Annotated in this window: 30 protein-coding genes; all 30 read right to left on the bottom strand. The window is 39.4% G+C overall.

The window, feature by feature from the left end:
• Positions 1–28: 28 nt before the first annotated feature.
• The 30 genes from argR to G592_RS0111670 all read right to left on the bottom strand — a co-directional run bounded on the left by argR (position 29) and on the right by G592_RS0111670 (position 23,318).
• Complete coding sequence (argR, locus tag G592_RS0111520) at positions 29–484, bottom strand: arginine repressor (protein WP_028247952.1); 456 nt, start codon at positions 482–484, stop codon at positions 29–31.
• Positions 485–1,330, bottom strand: coding sequence for an NAD(+)/NADH kinase (locus G592_RS16405; protein WP_051194897.1), 846 nt, complete (start codon positions 1,328–1,330; stop codon positions 485–487).
• Complete coding sequence (locus tag G592_RS0111530) at positions 1,330–2,127, bottom strand: TlyA family RNA methyltransferase (protein ID WP_028247953.1); 798 nt, start codon at positions 2,125–2,127, stop codon at positions 1,330–1,332. The genes G592_RS16405 and G592_RS0111530 overlap by 1 nt, the downstream gene beginning before the upstream one ends.
• Before the next feature lie 9 nt (positions 2,128–2,136).
• Positions 2,137–3,993, bottom strand: a complete 1,857-nt coding sequence (dxs, locus tag G592_RS0111535; RefSeq protein WP_028247954.1) for a 1-deoxy-D-xylulose-5-phosphate synthase — start codon at positions 3,991–3,993, stop codon at positions 2,137–2,139.
• A gap of 5 nt (positions 3,994–3,998) precedes the next feature.
• Positions 3,999–4,892, bottom strand: coding sequence for a polyprenyl synthetase family protein (locus G592_RS0111540; protein ID WP_028247955.1), 894 nt, complete (start codon positions 4,890–4,892; stop codon positions 3,999–4,001).
• A gap of 1 nt (position 4,893) precedes the next feature.
• On the bottom strand, positions 4,894–5,127 hold the full coding sequence (gene xseB / locus G592_RS0111545; protein ID WP_028247956.1) for an exodeoxyribonuclease VII small subunit: 234 nt from the start codon (positions 5,125–5,127) through the stop codon (positions 4,894–4,896).
• On the bottom strand, positions 5,108–6,328 hold the full coding sequence (gene xseA / locus G592_RS0111550; RefSeq protein ID WP_028247957.1) for an exodeoxyribonuclease VII large subunit: 1,221 nt from the start codon (positions 6,326–6,328) through the stop codon (positions 5,108–5,110). The genes xseB and xseA overlap by 20 nt, the downstream gene beginning before the upstream one ends.
• A 3-nt stretch (positions 6,329–6,331) precedes the next feature.
• Positions 6,332–6,754, bottom strand: coding sequence for a transcription antitermination factor NusB (nusB, locus tag G592_RS0111555; protein ID WP_028247958.1), 423 nt, complete (start codon positions 6,752–6,754; stop codon positions 6,332–6,334).
• 112 nt (positions 6,755–6,866) lie between these two features.
• Complete coding sequence (locus tag G592_RS0111560) at positions 6,867–7,244, bottom strand: Asp23/Gls24 family envelope stress response protein (RefSeq protein ID WP_028247959.1); 378 nt, start codon at positions 7,242–7,244, stop codon at positions 6,867–6,869.
• A 203-nt stretch (positions 7,245–7,447) separates the two neighbouring features.
• Positions 7,448–8,164: a 5'/3'-nucleotidase SurE gene (surE, locus tag G592_RS0111565; protein WP_028247960.1), complete on the bottom strand. Its 717-nt coding sequence runs from the start codon at positions 8,162–8,164 to the stop codon at positions 7,448–7,450.
• Positions 8,165–8,176: 12 nt separating this feature from the next.
• Positions 8,177–8,935, bottom strand: coding sequence for an SDR family NAD(P)-dependent oxidoreductase (locus tag G592_RS0111570; RefSeq protein WP_028247961.1), 759 nt, complete (start codon positions 8,933–8,935; stop codon positions 8,177–8,179).
• Positions 8,932–9,519: an HD domain-containing protein gene (locus tag G592_RS0111575; RefSeq protein WP_028247962.1), complete on the bottom strand. Its 588-nt coding sequence runs from the start codon at positions 9,517–9,519 to the stop codon at positions 8,932–8,934. Before G592_RS0111575 ends, G592_RS0111570 begins: the two co-directional genes overlap by 4 nt.
• Before the next feature lie 21 nt (positions 9,520–9,540).
• Entirely contained in the window at positions 9,541–10,092 is a 552-nt protein-coding gene (locus tag G592_RS16410) for a macro domain-containing protein (protein ID WP_051194898.1), read from the bottom strand.
• 137 nt (positions 10,093–10,229) lie between these two features.
• Complete coding sequence (locus tag G592_RS0111585) at positions 10,230–11,066, bottom strand: phosphatase PAP2 family protein (protein WP_028247963.1); 837 nt, start codon at positions 11,064–11,066, stop codon at positions 10,230–10,232.
• 22 nt (positions 11,067–11,088) lie between these two features.
• Positions 11,089–11,865, bottom strand: coding sequence for a hypothetical protein (locus G592_RS16415; protein ID WP_051194899.1), 777 nt, complete (start codon positions 11,863–11,865; stop codon positions 11,089–11,091).
• A 25-nt stretch (positions 11,866–11,890) separates the two neighbouring features.
• Positions 11,891–12,070, bottom strand: a complete 180-nt coding sequence (locus tag G592_RS0111595; protein WP_028247964.1) for a hypothetical protein — start codon at positions 12,068–12,070, stop codon at positions 11,891–11,893.
• 55 nt (positions 12,071–12,125) lie between these two features.
• Positions 12,126–12,485: a helix-turn-helix domain-containing protein gene (locus G592_RS0111600; RefSeq protein ID WP_028247965.1), complete on the bottom strand. Its 360-nt coding sequence runs from the start codon at positions 12,483–12,485 to the stop codon at positions 12,126–12,128.
• A gap of 20 nt (positions 12,486–12,505) precedes the next feature.
• Positions 12,506–12,691: a hypothetical protein gene (locus G592_RS0111605; protein ID WP_028247966.1), complete on the bottom strand. Its 186-nt coding sequence runs from the start codon at positions 12,689–12,691 to the stop codon at positions 12,506–12,508.
• A 135-nt stretch (positions 12,692–12,826) separates the two neighbouring features.
• On the bottom strand, positions 12,827–13,576 hold the full coding sequence (locus G592_RS0111610; RefSeq protein WP_028247967.1) for a hypothetical protein: 750 nt from the start codon (positions 13,574–13,576) through the stop codon (positions 12,827–12,829).
• Positions 13,570–14,517, bottom strand: a complete 948-nt coding sequence (locus G592_RS0111615; protein WP_028247968.1) for a hypothetical protein — start codon at positions 14,515–14,517, stop codon at positions 13,570–13,572. The genes G592_RS0111610 and G592_RS0111615 overlap by 7 nt, the downstream gene beginning before the upstream one ends.
• 367 nt (positions 14,518–14,884) lie before the next feature.
• Positions 14,885–15,289, bottom strand: coding sequence for a hypothetical protein (locus tag G592_RS0111620; protein ID WP_028247969.1), 405 nt, complete (start codon positions 15,287–15,289; stop codon positions 14,885–14,887).
• Positions 15,290–15,356: 67 nt separating this feature from the next.
• Positions 15,357–15,677, bottom strand: a complete 321-nt coding sequence (locus G592_RS0111625) for a nucleotide pyrophosphohydrolase (protein WP_028247970.1) — start codon at positions 15,675–15,677, stop codon at positions 15,357–15,359.
• A gap of 214 nt (positions 15,678–15,891) precedes the next feature.
• On the bottom strand, positions 15,892–16,161 hold the full coding sequence (locus G592_RS16420) for an HNH endonuclease (RefSeq protein WP_036952754.1): 270 nt from the start codon (positions 16,159–16,161) through the stop codon (positions 15,892–15,894).
• Between the two features lie 184 nt (positions 16,162–16,345).
• On the bottom strand, positions 16,346–17,230 hold the full coding sequence (locus G592_RS16425) for a TIR domain-containing protein (RefSeq protein ID WP_242830170.1): 885 nt from the start codon (positions 17,228–17,230) through the stop codon (positions 16,346–16,348).
• Entirely contained in the window at positions 17,160–18,437 is a 1,278-nt protein-coding gene (locus G592_RS0111645; protein WP_028247971.1) for a hypothetical protein, read from the bottom strand. Before G592_RS0111645 ends, G592_RS16425 begins: the two co-directional genes overlap by 71 nt.
• A 588-nt stretch (positions 18,438–19,025) precedes the next feature.
• A complete protein-coding gene (locus tag G592_RS0111650) occupies positions 19,026–19,256 on the bottom strand; it encodes a hypothetical protein (protein WP_028247972.1) in 231 nt (76 codons plus the stop codon).
• Positions 19,257–19,261: 5 nt separating this feature from the next.
• Positions 19,262–20,404, bottom strand: a complete 1,143-nt coding sequence (locus G592_RS0111655) for a hypothetical protein (protein ID WP_028247973.1) — start codon at positions 20,402–20,404, stop codon at positions 19,262–19,264.
• Positions 20,405–20,439: 35 nt separating this feature from the next.
• Positions 20,440–21,120, bottom strand: a complete 681-nt coding sequence (locus G592_RS0111660; RefSeq protein WP_028247974.1) for a hypothetical protein — start codon at positions 21,118–21,120, stop codon at positions 20,440–20,442.
• Between the two features lie 68 nt (positions 21,121–21,188).
• Positions 21,189–21,554, bottom strand: coding sequence for a helix-turn-helix domain-containing protein (locus G592_RS16430; protein WP_036952757.1), 366 nt, complete (start codon positions 21,552–21,554; stop codon positions 21,189–21,191).
• A 486-nt stretch (positions 21,555–22,040) separates the two neighbouring features.
• Positions 22,041–23,318 carry an IS110 family transposase gene (locus tag G592_RS0111670; RefSeq protein WP_028247975.1) on the bottom strand — a complete coding sequence of 426 codons (1,278 nt, stop codon included), beginning with the start codon at positions 23,316–23,318 and terminating at the stop codon, positions 22,041–22,043.
• Between the last annotated feature and the right edge of the window lie 116 nt (positions 23,319–23,434).

Consider the following 23,434-nt stretch of genomic DNA (forward strand, 5'->3'; position numbering starts at 1 on the left):
GCCAACCTTAGGAATGCACCTTTCCTAATTAATGCTGCTCAATAATCTTCTTAAGCTTCCCCATAATCGCAACCGTGTCATCTAATGAGCGGATGGCGCACATAATAGTATCGTCACCTGCAATGACACCAACAACCTCTGGATAATCAAAATGGTCCATAGCGGCAGCAACAGCCATCGCCATACCAGAAACTGTCTTAATAACCAATATATTTCCAGCATTGTCCATAGACACAAAACCATCTAAGAAAATGCGAATATATTTCTCATTCATATCTTCCTCTGTGGACTTGAATGCCACATAACGAAGCTTTCCTGTACTGTCGGCAATCTTAGTAAGCTTCATCTCCCGGATATCGCGGGAAACTGTAGCCTGTGTAGCATTAAATCCAGCATCCTCAAGACGTGCAGTCAGCTCTTCCTGAGTACCGATTTCATTTTTAACTATTAATTCTAATATTTTTGCCTGTCTTTCAATCTTCATTTAGATCTCCTGCATTCTTGCTCTTATTCGTTCCAAGAAATTAACATTTTCAAGCATTACCATATGTGATGTGGTGTTAGAACGGTAAATTCTAAGTGTCTCACCCTTTTTCAATGTCTGTCGAAGGGTGCCATCATATACAATGTTTGCCTGAGGATCGTCCTCATCGTGACGGGCCTCTATAGTCACCTCAACCTCATCACTAGAAGCAAGTATGATGCTTCGGGAATTAAGTGTATGAGGATTTATCGGTGTAAGAATAATACAATCTGCATGTGGGCTCACAATTGGGCCGTTTGCAGAAAGATTGTAGGCTGTAGAACCTGTAGGTGTGGCCACAATAAGGCCATCGCAATTGTGATTGTAAAGCTGAATTCCATTAACCTTTACGGTAAGATTCAGTACATACAGACCTGCCGCAACAGGCGCCACCACAATATCATTAAGCGCTCTGTAATGATTGCCCGAATCATTTGAACAATCACCTTCAAGCATCATTCGTGTATCTAACTTATAATTGTCGTTAAGGAGCTGATCAAGGCAGTGCTCGATATTGTCCACTGTCATATCACATAAGTAACCCAGGTGGCCACAGTTTAGACCAACTATCGGTACCTCTCTATTGGTGACATTCTGAGCCACACGGACTACTGTGCCATCGCCACCAACAGTGATAATGCACTGAACATCATCTGCTACCGTAATAGGCTCTTCTGAACTATCAGCACAGGTATCCAAATCCAGGATACACATTCCGCCGTGTGCCTTGATATAATCACGAATTATACTGATGTATTCTTCATGTAAATCGCTAAAAGACCTTGCAACAATTAAAAAGTTTTTCATTATTTGTCCAAGCTACCATGAGCTGCAGCTACAGTGGCAGCAACATCAATAGCATCCCCCTCTTTTTCTGAGTTAGAAATGTGAATTAAGTATTCAATATTACCTTCTGGCCCCTTGATTGGAGAAAATTCCAAATGGAGCACATAAAAACCTATCTCTTTAACAAAATCTATTATTTTATTAATAACTTCTTCGTGTACTGCAGGGTCACGGACTACGCCCTTCTTTCCTACCTTCTCACGACCAGCCTCAAACTGTGGCTTGATGAGACAAACCATCTCAGCATCGTCATTGAGAAGTGCCTTTGCAGGGCCAAGTACCTTTGTAAGGCTGATGAAGGAAACATCCACTGATGCAAAATCTAACTTCTCGCCGATGTCCTCAAGTGTGACATAACGGATGTTAGTCTTTTCCATGCAGACTACACGTGGGTCCTGTCGAAGCTTCCATGCGAACTGGCCATAGCCTACGTCCACTGAAAATACCTTGCTGGCGCCATTTTGGAGCATGCAGTCTGTGAAACCTCCTGTGGAAGCTCCAATGTCCATGCATACCTTGCCATCAAGTGTGATATCAAAATGAGTCATGGCCTTTTCAAGCTTCAGACCACCACGGCTAACATATTTAAGCTGCTGACCGTGGATTTCGATATCTGCATCTACGTCTATTTTTGTGCCTGCCTTATCCTCGCGATTACCTTTAACAAAAACATTACCGGCCATAATCATAGTCTTGGCCTTTTCGCGGGATGGAGCAAAGCCCCTGTCTACTAAAACAATATCAAGTCTTTCTTTCATTCTTATTTCCTATAAAACTTCTAATATACGCTCTGTGATTGACTCGGCATCCATTCTAAGCTCCTTGAAAAGAAGTGTGACGCTGCCGTGCTGAACGAACTCATCAGGGATGGCAATCTTTAGTACCTTTCCCTTGTAATCAATGTCACTGAGATATGACTGCACCTGCTGACCAAAGCCGCCAGTGTAAACATTCTCTTCCATTGTGACAATCAAATCGTAACGGTCCTTGATAGCCTGAAGGTATTCCTTGTCAAATGGCTTTGCGAAACGGGCGTTGCAGATACCTGCATCGATTCCGTGAGACTGTAAAAGCTGCTCCACTTCCTCGGCCTTCTTCACCATTGAACCAAAGGCAAAAAGCATAACCTTTGAACCGTCCTTAATCTCCTCTGCTCTACCAAGCTGGATTGGAGCACGCTGCTCCTTCAGGCCGCAATAAGCCTCGCCCCTTGGATATCTGATGGCGATAGGGCCATCGTGATTAGAGACTGCAAACTTCATCATATCTGAAAGCTCCCATTTATTCTTTGGAGCCATCACTGTCATATTAGGCATTGCTGTAAGGAATGACACATCAAAAACACCCTGATGTGTGCTTCCGTCGGCACCAACAAGACCTGCTCTGTCGATTGCGAAAATCACGTGCAGATTCTGGAGACATACATCCTCAAGAATCTGGTCGTATGCTCTCTGAAGGAATGATGAGTACACTGCAAATACAGGTGTCCTTCCGCCTAAAGCAAGACCAGCTGCAAATGTAACTGCATGCTCCTCAGCGATACCTACATCAAAGAACCTCTCAGGGAACATATTTCTGAAACGCTTGAGACCTGCGCCCTCAGCCATAGCTGCTGTAATGGCAACTACCTCAGGATTTCTGTCTCCCATCTTACGCATAACGGTAGAGAAAACGTCTGTGTAACCAGGATTATTGCTTCTCTTAGGAAGACCTGTCTCAATCTCGAAAATATCTGTACCATGGAAACGAGATGGATGACGCTCAGCTGGCTCGTAACCATTACCCTTCTTGGTGATGACATGTACCAGGACTGGTCCTTCTATACGAACTGCCATCTTGAAGGTATCAAGCATAGCCTTAATATCATGTCCATCAACAGGTCCAAGGTACATAACGCCAAGGTCCTCGAAAACCATGTTAGGAACCATTAATGATTTGATGCCATTTTTGGTGCTGCGAATCTTGCGAATGATACGCTCACCATTTGGCCATGCTTCCAGTGACGAAAGCACGTCATTTTTAAGGCCTACATACTTAGAGCTGGTGCGAAGTCTCTCAAGATTGACAGACATACCACCTACGTTCTTTGAGATAGACATCTCATTATCATTAAGAATAATGAGCATGTTTGATTTCTTAAGGCGTGATGCGTTGTTTAAAGCCTCGTATGCAAGGCCTCCTGTAAGGGCACCATCACCGATAACTGCTGCCACTTTGTAGTGCTGGTCGGCTAAGTCTCTGGCCATACAATAGCCAAGAGCAGCTGAAAGGGATGTGGAGCTGTGACCAGTATCAAAACTGTCGCAATCACTCTCATCTCTCTTTGGGAAACCGCTCATTCCACCATACTGACGAAGATGCTCAAACTCATCTGCACGACCTGTAAGGATTTTGTGTGTATACGCCTGATGTCCAACATCCCAGATCAACTTGTCCTGAGGGAAATCAAGAAGCAAATGCAAAGCGATAGTGAGCTCTACTGTACCCAGATTGGAAGCAAGATGGCCTCCAGTCTTTGAAAGATGCTCAATCAAAAATGTTCTGATTTCCTGTGGCAGAGCCTGAAGCTCTTCCTCTGTTAAGTTTTTTACATCATTTGGCTGCTTTATTTTTTCAAGAACCATATATTTTATTTGTCTCTATAAACTAAGTAGTTAAGAAGCTCATTTAAGAACTCGTTCTTCTCTGGAAGGCTGTTAAGCTCCTCAAGTGCTTCATCTGTGAGACGTTTTACCTCTTCTTTGGATTTTTCAATACCTGCAAATGTAACAAATGTACATTTCTCATTTCTCTCATCTGAGCCGATTGGCTTTCCGAGAGTGGCCTCATCGCCTTCGATATCAAGGATGTCATCCTGAATCTGGAAAGCAAGACCAATTTTCTTGGCTACGTTCTCAACAGTCTCTACCTGTTCTTCCGTAGCGCCAGCAAGCACCGCTCCTATCATCATGGAAGCTTCGATAAGTGCTCCTGTCTTAAGCTCGTATATGAAATCCAGCTTTTCTTTTGTCATTTCAAGCTGCTTTTTTTCTGATTCTACGTCGACCACCTGACCACCAATCATACCGAATACTCCGGCTTTTCTAGCAAGAAGCCTCATGGCCTCTGTCACTCTGACGGTGTCAACATCTGCATCGTAGGCATTTAAAGCGGTCTCGAATGCGTAGTTTAAAAGTGCATCTCCTGCAAGTACACCCATGGCCTCACCGTAAACTGCGTGAGTGGTAGGCTTGCCGCGGCGAAGCATATCATTATCCATGGCTGGCAAATCATCATGAACAAGAGAATATGTGTGGATGAGTTCGATAGCTGCCATAAATGGCTCAATCACATCTCCTTCTCCACCAAATAACTGGAAAGTCTCGTTCATAAGAATTGGGCGGAGTCTCTTACCTCCAGCCGTGACGCTGTACTGCATCGCATCAAAAATGGAGCTCTGCATTCCTTCAACGTCTGGTAAGAATCTGATAACTACATCCTCTGCTGATTCCGCTCTAAGGTTAAGTTCGTTTTTAATATCCATGCTAGTCTTCCTCTTCAAAAACCTCTAAACCGCCATCTTTACTGATAGCCATAACAGCTTTTTTTGTCTGTTCGATTTTGGCATTGGCATGCTGTAGTTCTTCCATGCCGGCCTTATATAGCGCAAAGGAATCATCCAAAGATATGTCTGCCGACTCCATCTTCGAAATGATTTCCTCTAATGCTTCAAAGCTCTGTTCAATTGTAGTTTCCTGATTATCCTTTTTCTGAGCCATATAATCTCCTGTCTGTAACCTGACCGGTAAGTTCACCATCCTTGATTCTGATATTGATGCTGTCTCCAACAGAAATCTGTTCTATGGAATCCACTCTGTTTCCAGTCTGGTCGGTAATATATCCGAAACCTGCCGCCAGCTTTTTCGCTGGTGAAAGTCCATCCAGACGACCTGATAAAGCAACAAGTCTGTTCTCGTATCTGTCCAGCTTTACCTGAATCAGATTCTGAAGTCTGATGGAAATATTTGAAAGCCTCTCTTCGTTGGCTTTGATTTTATTTTCTGGGCGCAACAGCTGCAGTCTCTGTCTGTAGCCATTAAGGCGCTCCTGATAGGCCTGAAGTCTGAAATCAAGATTGCGCTCCAGCTTGTCTGAATATCTGGTAATCTGGTTTGCAAAATCCTGATATACAAAGTTTGCAAGCTCTGCCGCCTGTGAAGGTGTGGCAGCACGTCTGTCTGCAACAAAATCCGCAATGGTAACATCTGTCTCGTGACCTACTGCGGAAATAATAGGGGTGTTTGCCCTGAAAATCGCTCTGGCAACTTCCTCTTCGTTGAAGGCCCATAAATCCTCGATGGAACCACCGCCTCGGCCGACGATGATGACATCCAACCCCATCTCATCCAGGCACTGAATACCTGATATAATGGATGGTGCTGCTCCCTCCCCCTGAACCTGTGCAGGATAAAGGATAATCTGAACAAATGGATTACGAGTCTTAGATACGCGGATGATATCGTGAACTGCCGCGCCGGTAGGAGCTGTAACTACTCCGATGCGCATGGCGTGTGTAGACAGCGGCTTTTTATACATAGAATCGAACATGCCACTCTCGGCCAGCTCTTCCTTGAGAGCCTCGAATCGCTGATATAAATCACCAACACCCTGCAGTTCTATTTCATTTGCATATACCTGGTAAGTCCCGTAGGGCTTATAGACACCTACGTAACCTGTAACCACAACCTGGTCGCCGTCCTTCATTTGGAACTTAAGACCGCGAGCACGCTTCCCTGCAAACATAACACAGGAAATAGCTGCCCCTTCATCCTTCAGCGTGAAATAAATGTGGCCAGTGTGATTGTACTTGCAATTGCTGACCTCACCTGAAAGAGAAAGATTTCCAAGCATAAAATCGTCGGAAAACATCCGCTCGATATATGTATTTACCTGGGAAACACTATATACATTTTTATTCATGTCTTATACTAATTTAGCTAATGCTCCGTTTACGAAACCTGCTGAGCTGTCTGTACCGAATTCGTCTGCCAAAGAAACAGCCTCATTGATAGCTACACCAACTGGCAAGCTCTCGTACTTAATCTCGTATAAAGCGAGACGAATAAGTGTAAGATCAACCTTAGCCATACGTGTAGTCTTCCAACCGTCTACTGACTTATTAATAAGCTCATCAATCTCTGGAATCTTTGAAATAATATCCTCAGACTTAGTCTTGATATATTCCTCGTCCTCAGGTGTCTTATTGTTCTTAGCCAAGTCCTCTGTCTCGGCATTGTTACGACCCTGAAGGAAAGTATTTATAACGCTCTCCATGTCATCAGTGTCATGAAACTCGTTCATGAAAACTGCCTTGAATACTTCTTTTCTGACTTCATGTCTATTCATAAAATAATACTCCTAAAAAATGTTGATATTTAGAATAATATAGGGATGCTACCATAATGATAGCACCCCATAATTATACATTAATATGCATAAAAAATAAATAACTGCAGGATTAGTTGTTAGAAGAAACACTAACTGTTGCAATACGGATATCTACTGCTGTAACAACAAGACCTGTCATAGTCTCAACAGCCTGCTTAACCTTCTCCTGAACCATTCCTGAAACCTTTGGAATCTCATAGCCATATTTCATATTGATAGCCATGCGAACAATAATCTTTCCAGGATCAGCATCAACAACTCTCACTGCCTTTGCAAGCTTTCCCTGGCCAGCCTTTGAGATATTTTCAGCTGTAAGATTACCAGCTAATGACTGAACGCCCTCTACCTCAACTGCACCAAGACCAGCGATGATGCCAATTACCTCTTCTGAGATGTTTACTCCGCCATCGCCATTAACATTTATTACAAAATTCTTATTTTCTGCCATGTCTGCCTCCTAAATACTTATAGAAAAACTAGAATAATTATAGCAAACTAGGGGTAATTGGTAAACCTGTTTTCAAATTCATTTTATTTCTAGGGGCAAACTGCTGGCCGCGCTGGATAATAATCTCCGTCCTTGCCCTGTCAGCTGGCCATGGCTCCATTGCTAAATTTTAGCAAAGATGTGTGGCTTAATTATGAATATTTCTAGAATCCAATATTGTTCACAACTCCGACAGATACGTAGTTGTTAAGAACTGCGTGATAATCAGAATCCTCTTCTGCCTCAGGAGTGTACACTCCCTCCACCATGTATCTGACTCCGCCGTCATCCAGCTCCTCTACTACATTGTAATGATCCTTGTAAAACATACCCTGTGAAACAGTTCTGTTGTAAAGGATTCCCTTGCAGTCGGGAAGTGGACAGTCTGGGAAATTGACATTGTGAATATGACCAGGCTTTAATGGCTGGTCTAAAAGTCTTTTTAAAATATCACGGATGTATTTGTCGGTGACATCCTGGAAATGACAGCCCTCGGAAAAAGCGATGGCGTGATATCCCTGGAAAGTAGCCTCGAAAGCCGCACCTGCTGTGGCTGAATACTGGATATCCGATGCCACATTGAGACCAAAGTTAATGCCTGAGAGAACCACATCAGGCTTTTCAGGCATCACATTAAGACCTCCTACCCTGACACAGTCCCCTGGTGTGCCGCTGCATGAATATGCATGAACACCGTCGATAGGAAAATCTTCACATGGATATATATCAATAGCACTGTGTAGGCTGATGCTGTGGCTGGCAGCACTGCGCTGACTTTCTGGAGCCACAACCCAGACCTCCCCAAATTCTCTGGCTACTCTGGCAAGTCTTATGATGCCAGATGCCTCAATGCCATCATCATTAGTAATTAAGATTCGCATAAATATCTCCCTTTAACCCAGCTTTTTCTTCTGCTGGCGACCTGTCATCTTCACAAGGATTGGGTATGGAACCAGATGTGAAAATGTACAGGCAAGCTTCATTCTGATAGATGGAACAATAATCAGTTTCTTCTTGTCCATTCCCTTTAAGGCTTCCTTCACGCACTGCTGTGGAGTGATTCCCTTTAGTGAGAAAACCACATCTGCGTTCTCGTTGAATTCTGTATCTACTGGGCCTGGACAAAGGGCACTGATCCTTACTGGGCTTCCCATTTCCTTAAGCTCCACTGCCACTGCTCTTGTAAGGCTGACCACGTAAGCTTTTGATGCATAATAGCCTGCCATGTAAGGACCACCTGGAAGAAGACCTGCCGATGATGCCACATTTAAAATATGTCCTGAGCCTGCCTCCTCCATATTTTGAAGGATTCCTTTGAACAGGATGTGCATAGCCACATCGTTGACCTTGAGCATCTGAAGCTCTTTTTTGATATCTGTCTGGGTAAATGCTCCTGCCAAGCCAAGGCCAGCATTGTTTATAAAGACATCGATATTTTCATCCTGAAGCTTTTCCAAAAGATTGAAGCATTCCTTCTTTTTGCTAAGATCCACCGGAATAATTTCCACTGGAACAGAAAGCTGTTCCTTCAGCTCTTCAAGGCGCTCCACTCTTCGTCCTGTGACGATGAGCCTATAGCCTCTGTTTGCCAGCTGAATGGCAAACTCCTTGCCGATACCAGATGTTGCTCCCGTAATCAGTGCAGTTTTCATTCTTTGATATTCCCCTTTTCTATATTGCTTTGAATAATATCGTTAACAACTTCAAAAAGCTTTTCAGAACCAAGCTTTGTCTTGTCCTGACGTCCGTGAACCTGCGCTGATGTGACTCCGTGCTGACGCCAGTCCTCTCCGCCATTGCTGTTATTGAGCATCAGCGGCTGTAAGTTATCCATTGCGTGAGCAAACTTTGACTCTGGAGTCTCGTAAGCTTCGAATTCATCAAAAAGAGCTATCAATTCTGCCTTCTGGTCTTCTGGAAGAAGGGAGTAAATCTTTTCTTTTGCGGCATCCTCTCTGGCCTTCTGAGTCTGAAGATTTACCTCGTCGTAGGCGTAGGTATCCCCGGCCTCTATCTCCACGATATCGTGAATGAGACACATGAGCATTACCCTTGAGATGTCCACCTCTTCATTGGCATATTCCCTTAAAATATATGCCATGATAGCCATATGCCATGCGTGTTCCGCATCATTTTCATTACGGCCATGACCTGAAAGATGGGTCTGCCTGAAGATATTTTTCTCCTTGTCGATTTCTAGTGCAAAATCAAGTTGTTTCTTAAGTCTTTCGTCCATGGTCATGTCCCTGCTGTAATTTTATTCTTCCTCATCTACTCTGAAGAAATTGTTATATTCTATCTGGGCTTCGGCCAATTCACCTCTGCCGAATGCACAAAGCTTTACATCAATTGAATAATCTGGGAAATCTTTGTTGAATTTATCATATGCCCTGCAACACTGCTTGGCAGATTCCGCTGCTGGATGTGCTAAATTCCCCCCGAAGATTCCTGAACTGATAAGTGGAAATGAAATGCTGTGATACTCATTTTCCTTAAGTGTAATCAATGAATTGTAGTAGGCATTAAATAACTCCTGATATGCCTTAGGTGTAACGGAAAAGTTTGGTCCTACGGCATGAATTATAGCCTTTGCATTTGTAAGTCTGAATGATGGTGTGATTACTGCGTCGCCATCATTAAGTGGAGTGTCGATCTTATCGCAGGCATCCATCAGTTCATTCATTCCTGCCTTTGAAAAAATAACTCCGCAAATTCCTCCCCCGGCCCACAGGCCCTTGTTTGCTGCATTAACTACTGCATCCACCTCCTGTTCTGCACAGGATCCGTGGATTAATTCGATATTGCTCATTGTATTCCCCCATAAAACTAAAAATATTTCTTAATACTGTACTATATTACCATAACTTTATCGTTTGAGTTACCCTCTATACCACAATATGTTAAAAAAATGACACCTTATCAAAGATAAAGTGCCATTAAATATTCTTAAGCCTTATAAGTCTTCTCCACGTACCAGTTTGTCAGAGATATTGTAAACAGTGTCAGGAAACATCCTGCCCACACATCAGTAGCATAATGCACTCCTAAAAGCATACGGGATATCATGGTGGATAGCGTAATAAATATTGCCACCGCCCACAGCGCTATATCCCATTTTGGAGTCCTTAGCTTTGGCAAAAATTTCTTTAAAAATACCAGCATAAAACTAAGTGCAGACTGGGCTGCATGGCCCGATGGAAATGAGGAATCATGCGCTATTGGATAATGAACAAACCAATAGGTAAACTGTGTGTCCGGATCTGTAAGTGTAATAAAACGTGGTCTGTTAAAGCCGTACTTTATAATGGTCTGCCCCAGCACTGCTACCAGGGTAGCCACAAGGCCTACCATCATAACCTTTCTAAGCTCTACTACCTGGGCATAGCTGCAAATAAATCTGTTTGCCCACATAGAAAAACGAATGAATAATAGATCACATAAAAATATAACTCCCAGCCAGCGACTATTTAGCATTCCTACAGAAAGCAGATTAAACCCTACAAATACAATCAAAGCCAGCCAACCTAAAATAATAGAAAGTATTCTTTTACGGGCAACTCTGAGGGTAAGGAAATTGCTGATTGCAAAAAATATTCCTGCCATCGGAGTAGTAATCAGACCAATTATTTCAAAAAATCGACCATAGGCACTGTCGATAGAATAAACTTCCTTAGCAATGGGCAGGTCATAAAAAGTAAATATCAGCATTCCTACTGCAAAAACAATAATCCATAATGCAGAATTCCATACCACCGCTTTGATACCTGATTTTTGTTCACCCATAAAAGCCCCTCATAAAAATTAACTATGACTTTTTCTTGCGCTTTGCTACTTTTCTCTCCCCAGGCTTCAGCCCAATAATGTTTCTAATCTGATCTTCGCTAGCTATTGGGTAAACCTCGCGAAGATGCTCAGCGATCCTTTCAGCTGAATCGTCCGCCTTCTCTTTGTATGCAGATGTCACATGGTCGTATCCCCACAGATGCTCTGGGGTAGAATATACAGCTATTGGCCATCCATATTCCTCGCCGCGCTTGTTCTTCCTCTGCCTGAAATCCCTGACACACAGATACATCTGCATCTGCAATAAGGCTATTACTCCATCAAATCCCTTCTCGCCTTCTTTTCCAAATCCGGCTTTCTTCTTCAGCTCATTGGAATAGTATTCCTCATCCATCAAATCATCCAGATACAAATCCATGATTTTCTTCTGCCTTGCAGATGCTTTTCCATCCTCCCAAAGAGAATCAAAATCATATCCGTCACGACGATAATTTGCAAAATACGGCATCCATTCCTTGGAAATAAATCCCGCCTTCTGCTCGAAAAACTTTCCGTAAGCAATGCCACCTCGTCTGGCTATAATCTCTCGCCACTCCCAAGGATCCACTTCCGGGTCACCTGACCACCAATACTCTGGAACTGTGCGCTCCTCCAAAGAAAATCCCGGAATATCATTCTTAAATAAAGGTAGAAATCCCACTTCGTTTATGTAATCTATGGCATCATCCACAGTATGTAAACACTCTGGATCATCCCATTCCACTCCATACATTATCCAAGTACCATTTTCATTTGGCATAATCCATCTCCCTCTAATCAACCCACTATGAGCAGTTTATACTCACAGAACTGCTATTTCCCAGCTCAGCCTGAGTCGCCTTGTAGTTATTATAAACCTCTGCTATCTCTTCCTTTGAAAAATCCTGAAAGCAGGAATAAAGCGTCTCCAAATCCATTCCTGTACTAACAAAATTCTCTACCGTCATTTGGTCTTTTTTGTTCATAATACCTTCCCCCTATATAAAAAATGCTGCCAAGCCGACCTTGGCAGCTGCTAATCTAATCTCTATTATTCTGCATATTCTTAAAAGCTTCAATGTATCCTAAAAGATAAGTTTTATCTCTGCCCTGCATATTATTAAAAGCATCAATAAGTCTTCCCTGATCTGAATTCTTCTCTACTATAAAATAATCCAAAGGCTTGCTTCTGCCACCATCAGCATCTATTCCTGAAAGAATCCACTCAGGTGTCACATCCAGTGCTTTACAAATGACTAAAATCTTATCTGCAGTTGGATTAGTCTTCTTCTTTCTCCAGTCACTGACTGTGCTCTCAGGAATCCCAGTCAAAGAAGCGAACTCCTTCTGAGTCATTCCTTTTTCCTGAAGCTTTTCAAATATTCTATCGCTAATTGTCATAATGTCCTCACGTAATATGCCTATTTCACCTTACTGGCTTCAAACTCTTTGAATAACTTGTCTCTAAGCTCTACATTTTCTTTATCCATAACAGCTATAGCTTCATCAAGACGACCTGATGCTTTTAACCATGCAAAAATATCCATCAACAAATCTTGCCCCTCGCCTCTAGCCTCATCCATCGAACTTTCCCATGCGTAGCACATATTCGTAGTCTCCTCCAACTCATTTACTTGTATATATGAGTCTATACTTGAATTATATATCAACTCCCTATACTTCTCCAGCACATCATATATCCCATCCTCAGACAGAATCACGAATCATTGTCACTATTTCAATTATTCCAAAAACAATGCTCTCAATCTCTTGGCAATATCATCTGTAGACACACCATAGTTAATCAAGGTGTTAACATCAAAAGGCTCATTATCTAGAGACTCGATAAATGTACTTATATCTACAAGAACTCCGGGAGGAATATTATCAAGTCTCTCAGTATCAAGTTCTATAAGAATCTTTAATATATCCTTTTTATGCTTTTTATATTCTGAAGAATGTACTTCCTCCCCAGCTTGCCTTCTACTCCATAAATCTAGATATGCTTTTGCTTTAAATAAAATCAAATATTCAGGTCGTAAAACTGACAAATTATTAACTACCTGTCTTCCATCAAGTAAAAGTTGATAGTATTCTTCGTTTAGCAAAATTCCAGATAAGCTTGAAACTGTATCATCTATATGGACAGGTGTAAGCACAGATTGGCTTTTTAATTCAAGTTCAGTTCTTGCAAACAATTCTATCATTTTAGGATAATCTTCATTTGTTGGGTCAGTAAATCTAAAAAACTGCGGTTTTCCCGATGAAGTCGCCTTATTCTTGTAACCACCTGATTCTATAAACTCCCAAAACTTCACACCAAACTCAGGGGTTAGTGCCTCCACTATCAACACTAAATCAAGATCTCTTGTAGCTCTAAATGATGCTTCATTATTTGTAAAATTAATATCGCAAGCCGCGCCACCTATCAGAACATATTTATCTACATCCTCAATAAAAAAATTCCTAAACTTATCTATTCCTTTTACCACACGTATTCCTCAAGCATTTCTTCAACAGAACCTTCCACTCGTTCGTCATCCATCTCATCTTTTACCGACAATAGTACACTAAACGGATCCTGTACGTTTTTCTTTATATAATCTAAATAATATCCCAGTTCTAAAACAACACACCCCGGAACTTCACCTCTTGATATCTCTTTTTGCTCCTTTACTCTACTCTGTTTGATTTCCGTTTTTAAAACTGCATATGTTGGATATGGATTATCCGCTAACATAGAATATTCAGCTAATGCTGATATACCAGCTTTTTTATCAAGCTTGATATCTTCAATCAATTCAAATCTCTTTAATATAGGACTTCGAAGATAAGGCAATATTTCTTTCCAAATTTCTTTTTTATCTCCCTGTATAGTAATAGCTCTACTCTTTCCTTTGCTATCCATTACATCAATGCCCAAATACTCTATCTCATCAAAAGCCTTACTTACAGCCATCTTAGATACCCCAAGCTGCTGAGAAACATATGTAACTGTTGCCTTCTCATACGATTCGTATATCCCAACCATTAAGATTTTTTGTGTGAGAAATGATATTTGGTGAATTGGTTTCAAATTCCTCTGCATATTTGCAGATAAAAGAATTCCTAAGAAAGGCAGGTAGATATCTTTATCATTGAAAACAAAAGGAATACCCTCTTCCATCATCTTTTCTTTTGCATAAAATGTTGTGTTATCTAGAAATATGATGCAATTCAAACCTGACTTCTTCTCCACCTGTAAACGGTCTCTTCTTAACTGTGGTAGCCCTGTCACACCCTTAGGTTGAATTGCAAAACATTCGACACCATCAATATTTACATTATAAAAGTAATACTTTCCTTTAAACCCCAATGGAAACTGTTTATACAGGCTCGTATTTTCTTTAATAGTAACGCTCATGTGAAGCATTTGTTCTAAATATTTTTCCATACTGTCACCATATTTTTAATTTGTAAACTATTTTTATTTACATTTTAAATATAACAACATATATACTATTTTTCAAGCTCCTTATGTTGATTGTCAAGTAGATTTGACCCGCCTGGGTCAGTTTTAAGTGTAAATCAACACCTTATAACAGCTCTACCTCTATCCGTATTTCAGTATTATATTCAAATGCCGCCTACCTAATTATATCCTATTACACGTATTATTCAATATACATTTTCAACAAAAAAGGAACGCACCCGCCCAAACAAGTACGTCCCTTTCAATTCTTCTAATCCTTCACAACCCTCTTTCCAAAAGGCGCCAGCTAGCGACAGCACCCCTCGCTTAAGACTATCCGGCAGCTCTCTTACCTCATCCACTCCTCTATTTCATCTCTCACCTGAAGATATATCCACTCAGCATCCCTGCTCATGCCGACTCCATCCACCTCAGCCGCATCAGTCAAATCATCCACCATACGTTGCATAAAAGCCTTCGCCGCCTTCTTATCCAAACGTTTAGCCTGCTTAAAAAACAACGCCGCCGCATCCCCCAGCAAATCAGCAGCCTTTGGGTTGTCATCATCCTCATATGCATTGGCCTGATCCACCACATGCTCCCAACCTGCTTCCAGTTCTTCCACAGAAAAAGCGTGCTCCATGGCCGCCAATGTAAACAAATCCAAAGGATAATATCCCCCATCGCTGTAATTAATAATAAGATTGATTAAATCTTCCTTGTCTATTGAATTCAACACTTCTCTTACGTCCATCATATTTCTCCTTGTTTTAGATTGTTTTTTAGATTGGAAATCGGCTTCGCCGATGGGGTGGCTGGCTTTACAGCTCTGTATATTTCTTATTGCTTCCTCTTGCTTTATCTACAGGATACTTTGCTTCATTCTTAGTCATCTTCGCATTTACGATATCGTCCTCATCAAGACCAAGTTTATCAAGCATATTTCTACAGTACACCAATACATCAGCAAGCTCTTCCTTCACATGTTCGATGTCATAATCTTCATCGCTCCACTGGAAGCACTCCAAAAGTTCATTAGCTTCAATTGAAATAGACTTCGCCAAATTAGCAGGTGTATGAAACTGCTCCCAGTCTCTGTCTTCTGTAAATTTTCTGATTCGCTGTATAGTTTGCTCTGTCATGGCTCTTCTCCCTTGATGTCATTTTGCTAACTTAACTATAACAAAAAAGCTGCCTAATAGACAGCTTCACATATGGCATAATATCGTCAAATGAATTATGGGACCATCCCTAGCAGGCCCCTCCGGGTCCTGGTCTGCCCGAGCTCCACAGACCACTCGCTGACGCTTACAAGGAAGGATTGGAAATCGGCTTCGCCGATGGGGTGGCTAGCCACTATAGTTTTCTCAACTCCTCTTTGTACTCATCCAGCAGATATGTACAGCATTCCTCTATACTCATCAGTCTGGAACTCTTCGCCCTGTTGCAAGCTCTGCACATAGGAATGAGATTTCTGATGTCATCAGTACCACCATGATACTTTGGAATGAAATGGTCAATGGTGCGCTTATCCATCTCTGTAGGTTTGCCACACTTGGCACAGACACCACCTGATTTCTGCCATATGAGGTTCTTTAATGACTCTTTACGTTTTCGTCTGTTCATATGTACATTATATAAAAAAAAATGTAGGGCTTGAAGCCCTACAGCAAATACAGTTTATATCGAAAACACAAATAATCCTAATAAATAATTAGCTTAGCCGATGGGGGAATCTCTACTTGCAGTCTTCTATCTTGTAAAATTCTTATCTACATTATGCTTTTTGTTATGCCAAAATTCTGAATACTCATAATATATCATTAGCATTTACATTCAAACCAACATCTAACATATTCTTGCATAGTTCACTTTTCCATGCCCCTCTAGAATCCATATCTATATATATAACACCATCAATGTCTCCCGGCTTTTCTATTTCTCCTTTTACTAAAGCGGAAACATGATCTCTACCAAGTGTTGCCATTAGGTAACCATGTTCAAATACTACATTCTGTCTTGCACGATACTTTTCATCCTCTGGCTTGGCATTCTTATCTCTACCTCTATCGCACTCAGTATATAGTATAATCGCATAACAACATTCTTTCGCGTACTTATCTATTTTCTCGATAATAGTTAACCCCGAGTTAGGTTGTTCATGCAAAATAATAACGTTAAAACCTAGTTTTTCTAGAGTTCTTGCAACAGTTTCCTTAGCCGCAGTATCATGACCGTGAACTATAAAGACACTTTTATTCATTCTTTGTTCTTCCTCAACTTTTTTATATTCTATTATTTTATTTACATTATTTATTTCTGTTTTTTGCAAAATACCTTGTTCTCTAATCTCATTATAAAACTCATAAAAATCGTCTTTATTAAGCATAAGACGCACAGAAGCAGCTTTAATCAAATTATCAATATCTATATTCGCCCCACAAAGTTGGCATATTCCATTATCTGTCTGAGACTCTAAAACTGTATTTCTTCCACAGCATTTTGGACAATCAAAAGAATATTTAAATTTTAGAACTTTTTCTTTATGTAATATTGTAATCAGGTTATTAATTGTAAACTCATCACAATCTAAAACGGATAAAAGTTTATCCTTATCTATATTCTCACATTGCCTCAACGTTATACTCTTGACATAACGCTCTAATTTCTCCATCAACGCATTCACTTGATTCATATTGTTCATATATCTCCCAGAATTTTGAAAAATCTTCACTCGTATAATAACAATCATTAATAATATGAATAACGAGATAATCATTAGTAGCAGCATCATATTTAACTAACATTTTGCCCCTAACAGACATGCTTGAATAATTAACAACGAGTGAGACTATCTTCTCGACAATATCCAACGAATTTCTAATACACATATATGTCTGAGCGTCAAAAATGCATTTTACACCAGCTTCTCCCATCAAGGAAGCAGTGAGATTATCTCTATCACTAAACCGTATTTTCGAGATAAATTTATCTGCACTTACCAAAAGATTTTCTATACTATTATTTATTAGATAATCAGAGAGTGCTACCTGCTGTAATATTTTATATAATTCTCCATTTAAATCTAAAGTATCCTTATTAACGGACATTAATCCATTGTTTTCTTCATAATTTTGTAAATCAATTCCACGTATTAATGAATCTACAATTGAAGGAATCTCATCCCTTTTGGCTACAACCAAATCATAATTTGGTAACTCTTTAAAAAAATTATCAAATAAAGATTTACTCATTTTATATAACACTTTTTGATGTGAATCAGTAAAACCCCTTGTTGTAATGCCTCCATACTCTTGAAGTAATCCTATTACCTTTTCTAATTGTTCGTTTGGTCTATCTCCCTCATAAGCTTCTTCTTTATTCCAAATTTTCATTATTAATATTTTTTTATCTAAGTCAATTACCACTGGAATATATGAGTAAAAAGTAGACATTGAATTTGTTCCGTTCTTAACTATACGCATGCGATATAGAAACATAATTTCCACTTTATGTATTCTATCTTGACTTGCGTTTGAGCGGATAGCAACAATTTTCAATGTTTCACCGTTAACAATTGGTGTTGAAATAATCGAATTGAAATTCAAAGAAGGACAATTAAATTGATCAAGAAGATTTTGCCAATCGTCTGCTTCTCTCAAATGTCTAGTCTGAGTAATTTTGTAAACCCTCATCAGTCGTCTATACCCATACATTAACTCTTCAAAAAAACAGTCATTTAAGTCTGATTCCTGCATTTTGCCACTATTTATTAAATCATCTAACCAATCCTTGAAATCGTCATCACTAATTCTTAAATTTGAATCTATACCATACTCCTTTATTCTTCGAATAAGATTAGTTTTTCTTACGTTAGCAATAACAATCTTAGGTATATCCATCTGCACCATTCTCCCTTCATATAATTAGTTTTTGGCATTCTCAAATTAAGACTATTACCGTATTTACGATAAATCCCCAAAGCCATATTTGATATAATATGAGTATATGCCTACTTTTGCTAATTTACAACCTAGCTTTCGCCGGATAAATCAAGATATTTGCATCAAAAATCCTTTACAAATAAAATTCGCATATACGATATAAATATATCCAAAATACTAACCTCAATATATTTTCTATTCTATCCGAAATGAAAAAGGAAAACAGTATAAAATCCTTTCTTTTTGATTTATATTATAAATGTCAAATGTATTCATTTTTCTATACATATATAGATTATAAAAAGCCACAACGCAAAAAGCCTACAGCAAATATATTAGAGCGGGAAGCCAAGCTTAACCCACGAATCGAGATTAGGCCTCCATCTCCTGGATGGAATTTGAGTAATTGAACATAGGCAATTACCTCCTTTTCCTAATTTCGTTTCCATTTTAAGTTATTATATATGTCATCAATAAAATCCTAGGTTTTCACTCCATTCAAATCCTAGAAGAACACATTCAATAAATTGTTTCCTGTAAAAGGTCCTAATGCATTTCCTTGGTCGGCTTCTGCTCTTTACAGGATTTTAATTCCATTGATAAAAAAATCCCGCAGTTTTCCTCATCTACTATAGAACTAGTACCAATCAGTTCAGATTCACCATCTAAAACTTCTTGCGGGATATCAAATGGCTCTATACATTTCAGCACTTCTTCGGTCGAAACAGTTTTAGTTATTCTATGCTTAATTTTTTCTAAATCTATTCCATTATTCATACTTGCTATATCTTTCTCAAAAATCTTTTTATCCTATCGATAATCATATAATACCAATTTGTATTTCTCTCATCCTCTACCACTATAACTTTTGCCTCTTCCTCAGCTTTAATCCTCTTACGCTCTTCCCCTTGCAGATGCTTCTGCCAAGTATAACCTTCTATGTATCGAAGCATACCAGTCATATTTCCAGTATAATTCTGATTATGAAAACCATCCGTAATGTATCTCTCAGTATTACTAACCCTCACATAATTGTTATGCCAAAGGCTAACGTTATCTCCTACAGCACGTACCTGCCAGGTATCTTCTATTCCATTAATGGTCATTACATTCATGTCTTCTGCATGAAAGGTCATTCCCTTATCAATCATCTTCTCAATTTCTGTTGTTCCAACTCTGTGCTCATGAAAGAATCTTCCACAAATTGGAATCTGTTTTGTATTCGGATAGCATCCCATCCTAATCAGAAGATTTCTCTTACATTTTTTACATAAAATATAACCGTCAGGAATCTCTGTACTTCCCATAAACTTATCATCTGGAATAGAATCAAGAACATCACATTCTCTGTCATGCACTTGCCTTGATCCCTTCCGGTTACATGAGTAAAAAAACACATTCAATGGATTATCAAGCTTACTTTGTCTGGTTCTCTTTGTCTGTATTTCCTTGGGAACATCTACCTTTCTAACTCTGATTTTAATTATCCCATTTTGAATATATGGCTCATGAATATCATCTCTAAGAATTCTCAAATCTACTATATCCTCAGGTGTCTTTATATCATTCTGCTCACAATATTCTTGGTTGTTTTCTATTCCAATCTGAATACTCTTTCTTAAATTCTTCCAGTAGATATTAAATTGCGTATCTTTTATGTATACGCGTTTATTGCTTGGTTCATATAAGGCCGGCACAATCTCTATCATTCCTGCAATATTAGGATTAATTGTAATCAACCCTACTTCAATTCCTTCATTACATATTCTTTTATAACCTGGAATTGTACTTCTATTCTTCGTATATACGATAATAGGAAATTCAAATAATTCTTCTCCCCAAGCATAATCATCAATATTTGTAAGCTTATCCTCGATATCTTTAAATAACTCTCCGTATAGGACTTGCTGACTCATTGCACACATAACGCTTTCTCCAGTCTTTCAAATACAACCAAAGGCTATTCTAACTTCTTTAATATACAAAAATTCATAACTGAATAATGATTATAATCATCCATCTCCAGCATTTCTGTCCCCTCACCAATACTATCTTCATAAACTCTAACAAGTATACCGGACATATTGTTTGACTCTTTAATAATTCTTGAACAGCCCCCATCACTCACTCTATATACATAATTTTCATTATAAATGAATTCTATTATTCGATTATCACCAACACCAGCTTTTACTTGTTCTGTATATACTTCTTTTATCAACCATTTTGACCCCAAAGCTTCTATGTAGTCACCCACATGACGCTGCTCAAATGAATCTACTTTCGACCTCTCATCCTTGCCAAGCTTATTTTGGCATTTCTTATCATAATTACGATTTCTTTGATAGCCATCCTCAATATTATCAAATTCTAATATATTGGTAGTTTCAGCCGCTGCAGTTGAAATAACACCAACATACTGACCTCTTCTTATTGCAATACTTATATTATTTATGGCTTTGCATTTGGGACATTCATATTCAAAATCATAGAAATAATTCCTGTTACCTCTATCGATATAATCGCCAAGATAAAAATACTCCAACAATTCTCCAAAATCTTTTGTCTGTTCCTGAAATTCGAATAAAGCATTACAATACTCGCACTTATAATTCCCAATAAAAGTATCAAACAAACCCATTTTTAGCTCTCCTTGCCTTTTTATACTATTCTATCAATGAGATACTATAAAATCACTGAACTTGTAGTTCAATTATGGCACTTTATTTGCTTTTGCTCAGTCAGAAAAACATCAAAATCTAGATTTGTTTCTACACAAAACTGCCTTAACCATTTTTCACATTCTGCGTCTGTTTTCCCCCACAGAAAAATTAGCTTAGAATCCTTCTCACCAATTACATCAGCCATATCCGCTCCATACAATTCCATCAACGAAAACATAACATCAAATGGAGGTACACGTTCCCCTGCCTCATAATAATAAATTGTCCTTTCTGAGGCTATTCCAAGAAATCCACACACCTCTGTAACAGATAAACCTTTTTTCTTCCTCAAATCTTTTAGATTTTGTCCAATCATCTTTAAATCATAGCTTGATCTTACTTCCTTCTTCATATATATCCTTTCTAATCACTTGTGAGCTTATTAAAACTTTTAGTTTTTTATGAGCTTAATCGAGCACTGTTTTCCCTCCCATATTAATCTTGTTATATCTCTTGTTAACTCACTTTTTCTCACTTTTTCATAGTCACATAGATGAAGCTATCTAAGTCCATGCCATTCCCCACGGCCAAAACTACGGATATACAGGTATTTGGGGTGCATTTAATAAGACGTCGTCTTATTATCACTATGATTGGCCCTTCTTATCCCCAAGTCCTTACGGCAGCCTAACCTCCCATGTCATACGGGATCACCTGATTCCAGGGTCCTTAATTCCTTCGTTCTGCTTATCCATAAAGGGGCGTCATTATGCTCAATCGCTGAGTCAAGCCCCGAAGGGAAAAAAATCCGACTACGGCTCTCTATGTTGTATTTAAAAGTTTCTGCTCATCCCAGCACCTTTCGGCGGACGTCTTCCTGAAATTTACACTTGTTTTCTTATGCTGCTACAGGCTGCCTATGAATATCCGACATCATCTTGGCTGGATCATAGGTCACACCTTTAGTTAAAATTGCAAAGAAAACTCTTATCAGCTTACAGCTGATTGCTATCACTGATTGCTTCCTTTTTAAAGGATTCTGTGCTCTTGTTGTGTAATACTTATGCAGTGCTTTGAATTCTGGATTTGTAGCTATTAAAGGGATTGCTGCATTGAACAGCACAGCTCGTAGCTTACTTCGACCTCTTTTACTTATGGTCGTTTGTCCCTTATGCTTTCCTGAACTATTCTCTCTAAGAGAAAGCCCTGCAAGCTTTTGTATCTGCCTTGGTGAATCAAAACGTCTTACATCACCAACTTCAGCCAAGAATCCAGCAACAGTGATTAATCCTATACCTTTAATGGCAAGCAACTGCTCGCTTTCAGGTATCTTCTTACACAAGCTTTCTATCTCTTCCATGATGGAATTTAGCTGTGTCATTTTGTAATCATAATCCTCAAGCATCATCTTCATCTCAAACTCTGCTGCGGTAGTTCCCTTCTTCAGACCGATACTTCTTTTTGCTGTTTCCCACAGAGTCATTGCTCTTTTCATTCCAACAGCTCGAAGTTTTTCATTTCTCCAAAGTTGGTTTATTCCTTCAGGTCCAAGATTTACTATTGCTTCTGGAGTACATGCATGTCTTAAAACGAGCATGCTACTTTGTGATTCATAGTCCCCAAACACATCTTTATATTCAGGGAAATATATGGCAAACCATCTTGCAATGCGATTTTTAATCTGGGTAAGTTCCCTAATGATTCGCTTACGATTGGTTGTCAACACTCTTAAATCTGCATAAACACCATCAGGTGTATATGGAGCAGAATATCTGCCTTCAATAACAAGCTTTGCTATTACCTTAGGATCTTTACAATCATTTTTACTTTGGCTGTTATCATCCAGTTCCTTGGTCTGCTTTACCGCATAAGGGTTAACCATAACCAGTAGGATGCCTCCATCCTCAAGATAAGCGCCAAGGTCAAACCAGTAATGACCAGTTGGCTCAATTCCTACTATCACATCTGACTTATTGTTTTTATTTAGTAACCACTGCATCCAATTCTTGAAGCTATCAAAACCTTCTCGACTGTTGCTAAACTTAAAAACTTTACCTAGTTCAATGCCTCTCCAATCAAAGGCTCTGGCATAATGTGTAGTACTTCCTATATCAATTCCAACTACCAAAGTTGATTCTTTTACTTGATTGATTCTCTCATTCTGCTTACAATTCATTTGTGGGTGTCTCCTTTGAACAATGATTTTTATTAACCGGCAAGTTAACAATCATTATTCTATGAGAGGCACTCATTTTTTACAAACCTGATATTTTTACCCTAACAGGAATGCTC

It is taken from the genome of Pseudobutyrivibrio ruminis CF1b, from assembly GCF_000424005.1.
Taxonomy (GTDB): Bacteria; Bacillota; Clostridia; order Lachnospirales; family Lachnospiraceae; genus Pseudobutyrivibrio; species Pseudobutyrivibrio ruminis_C.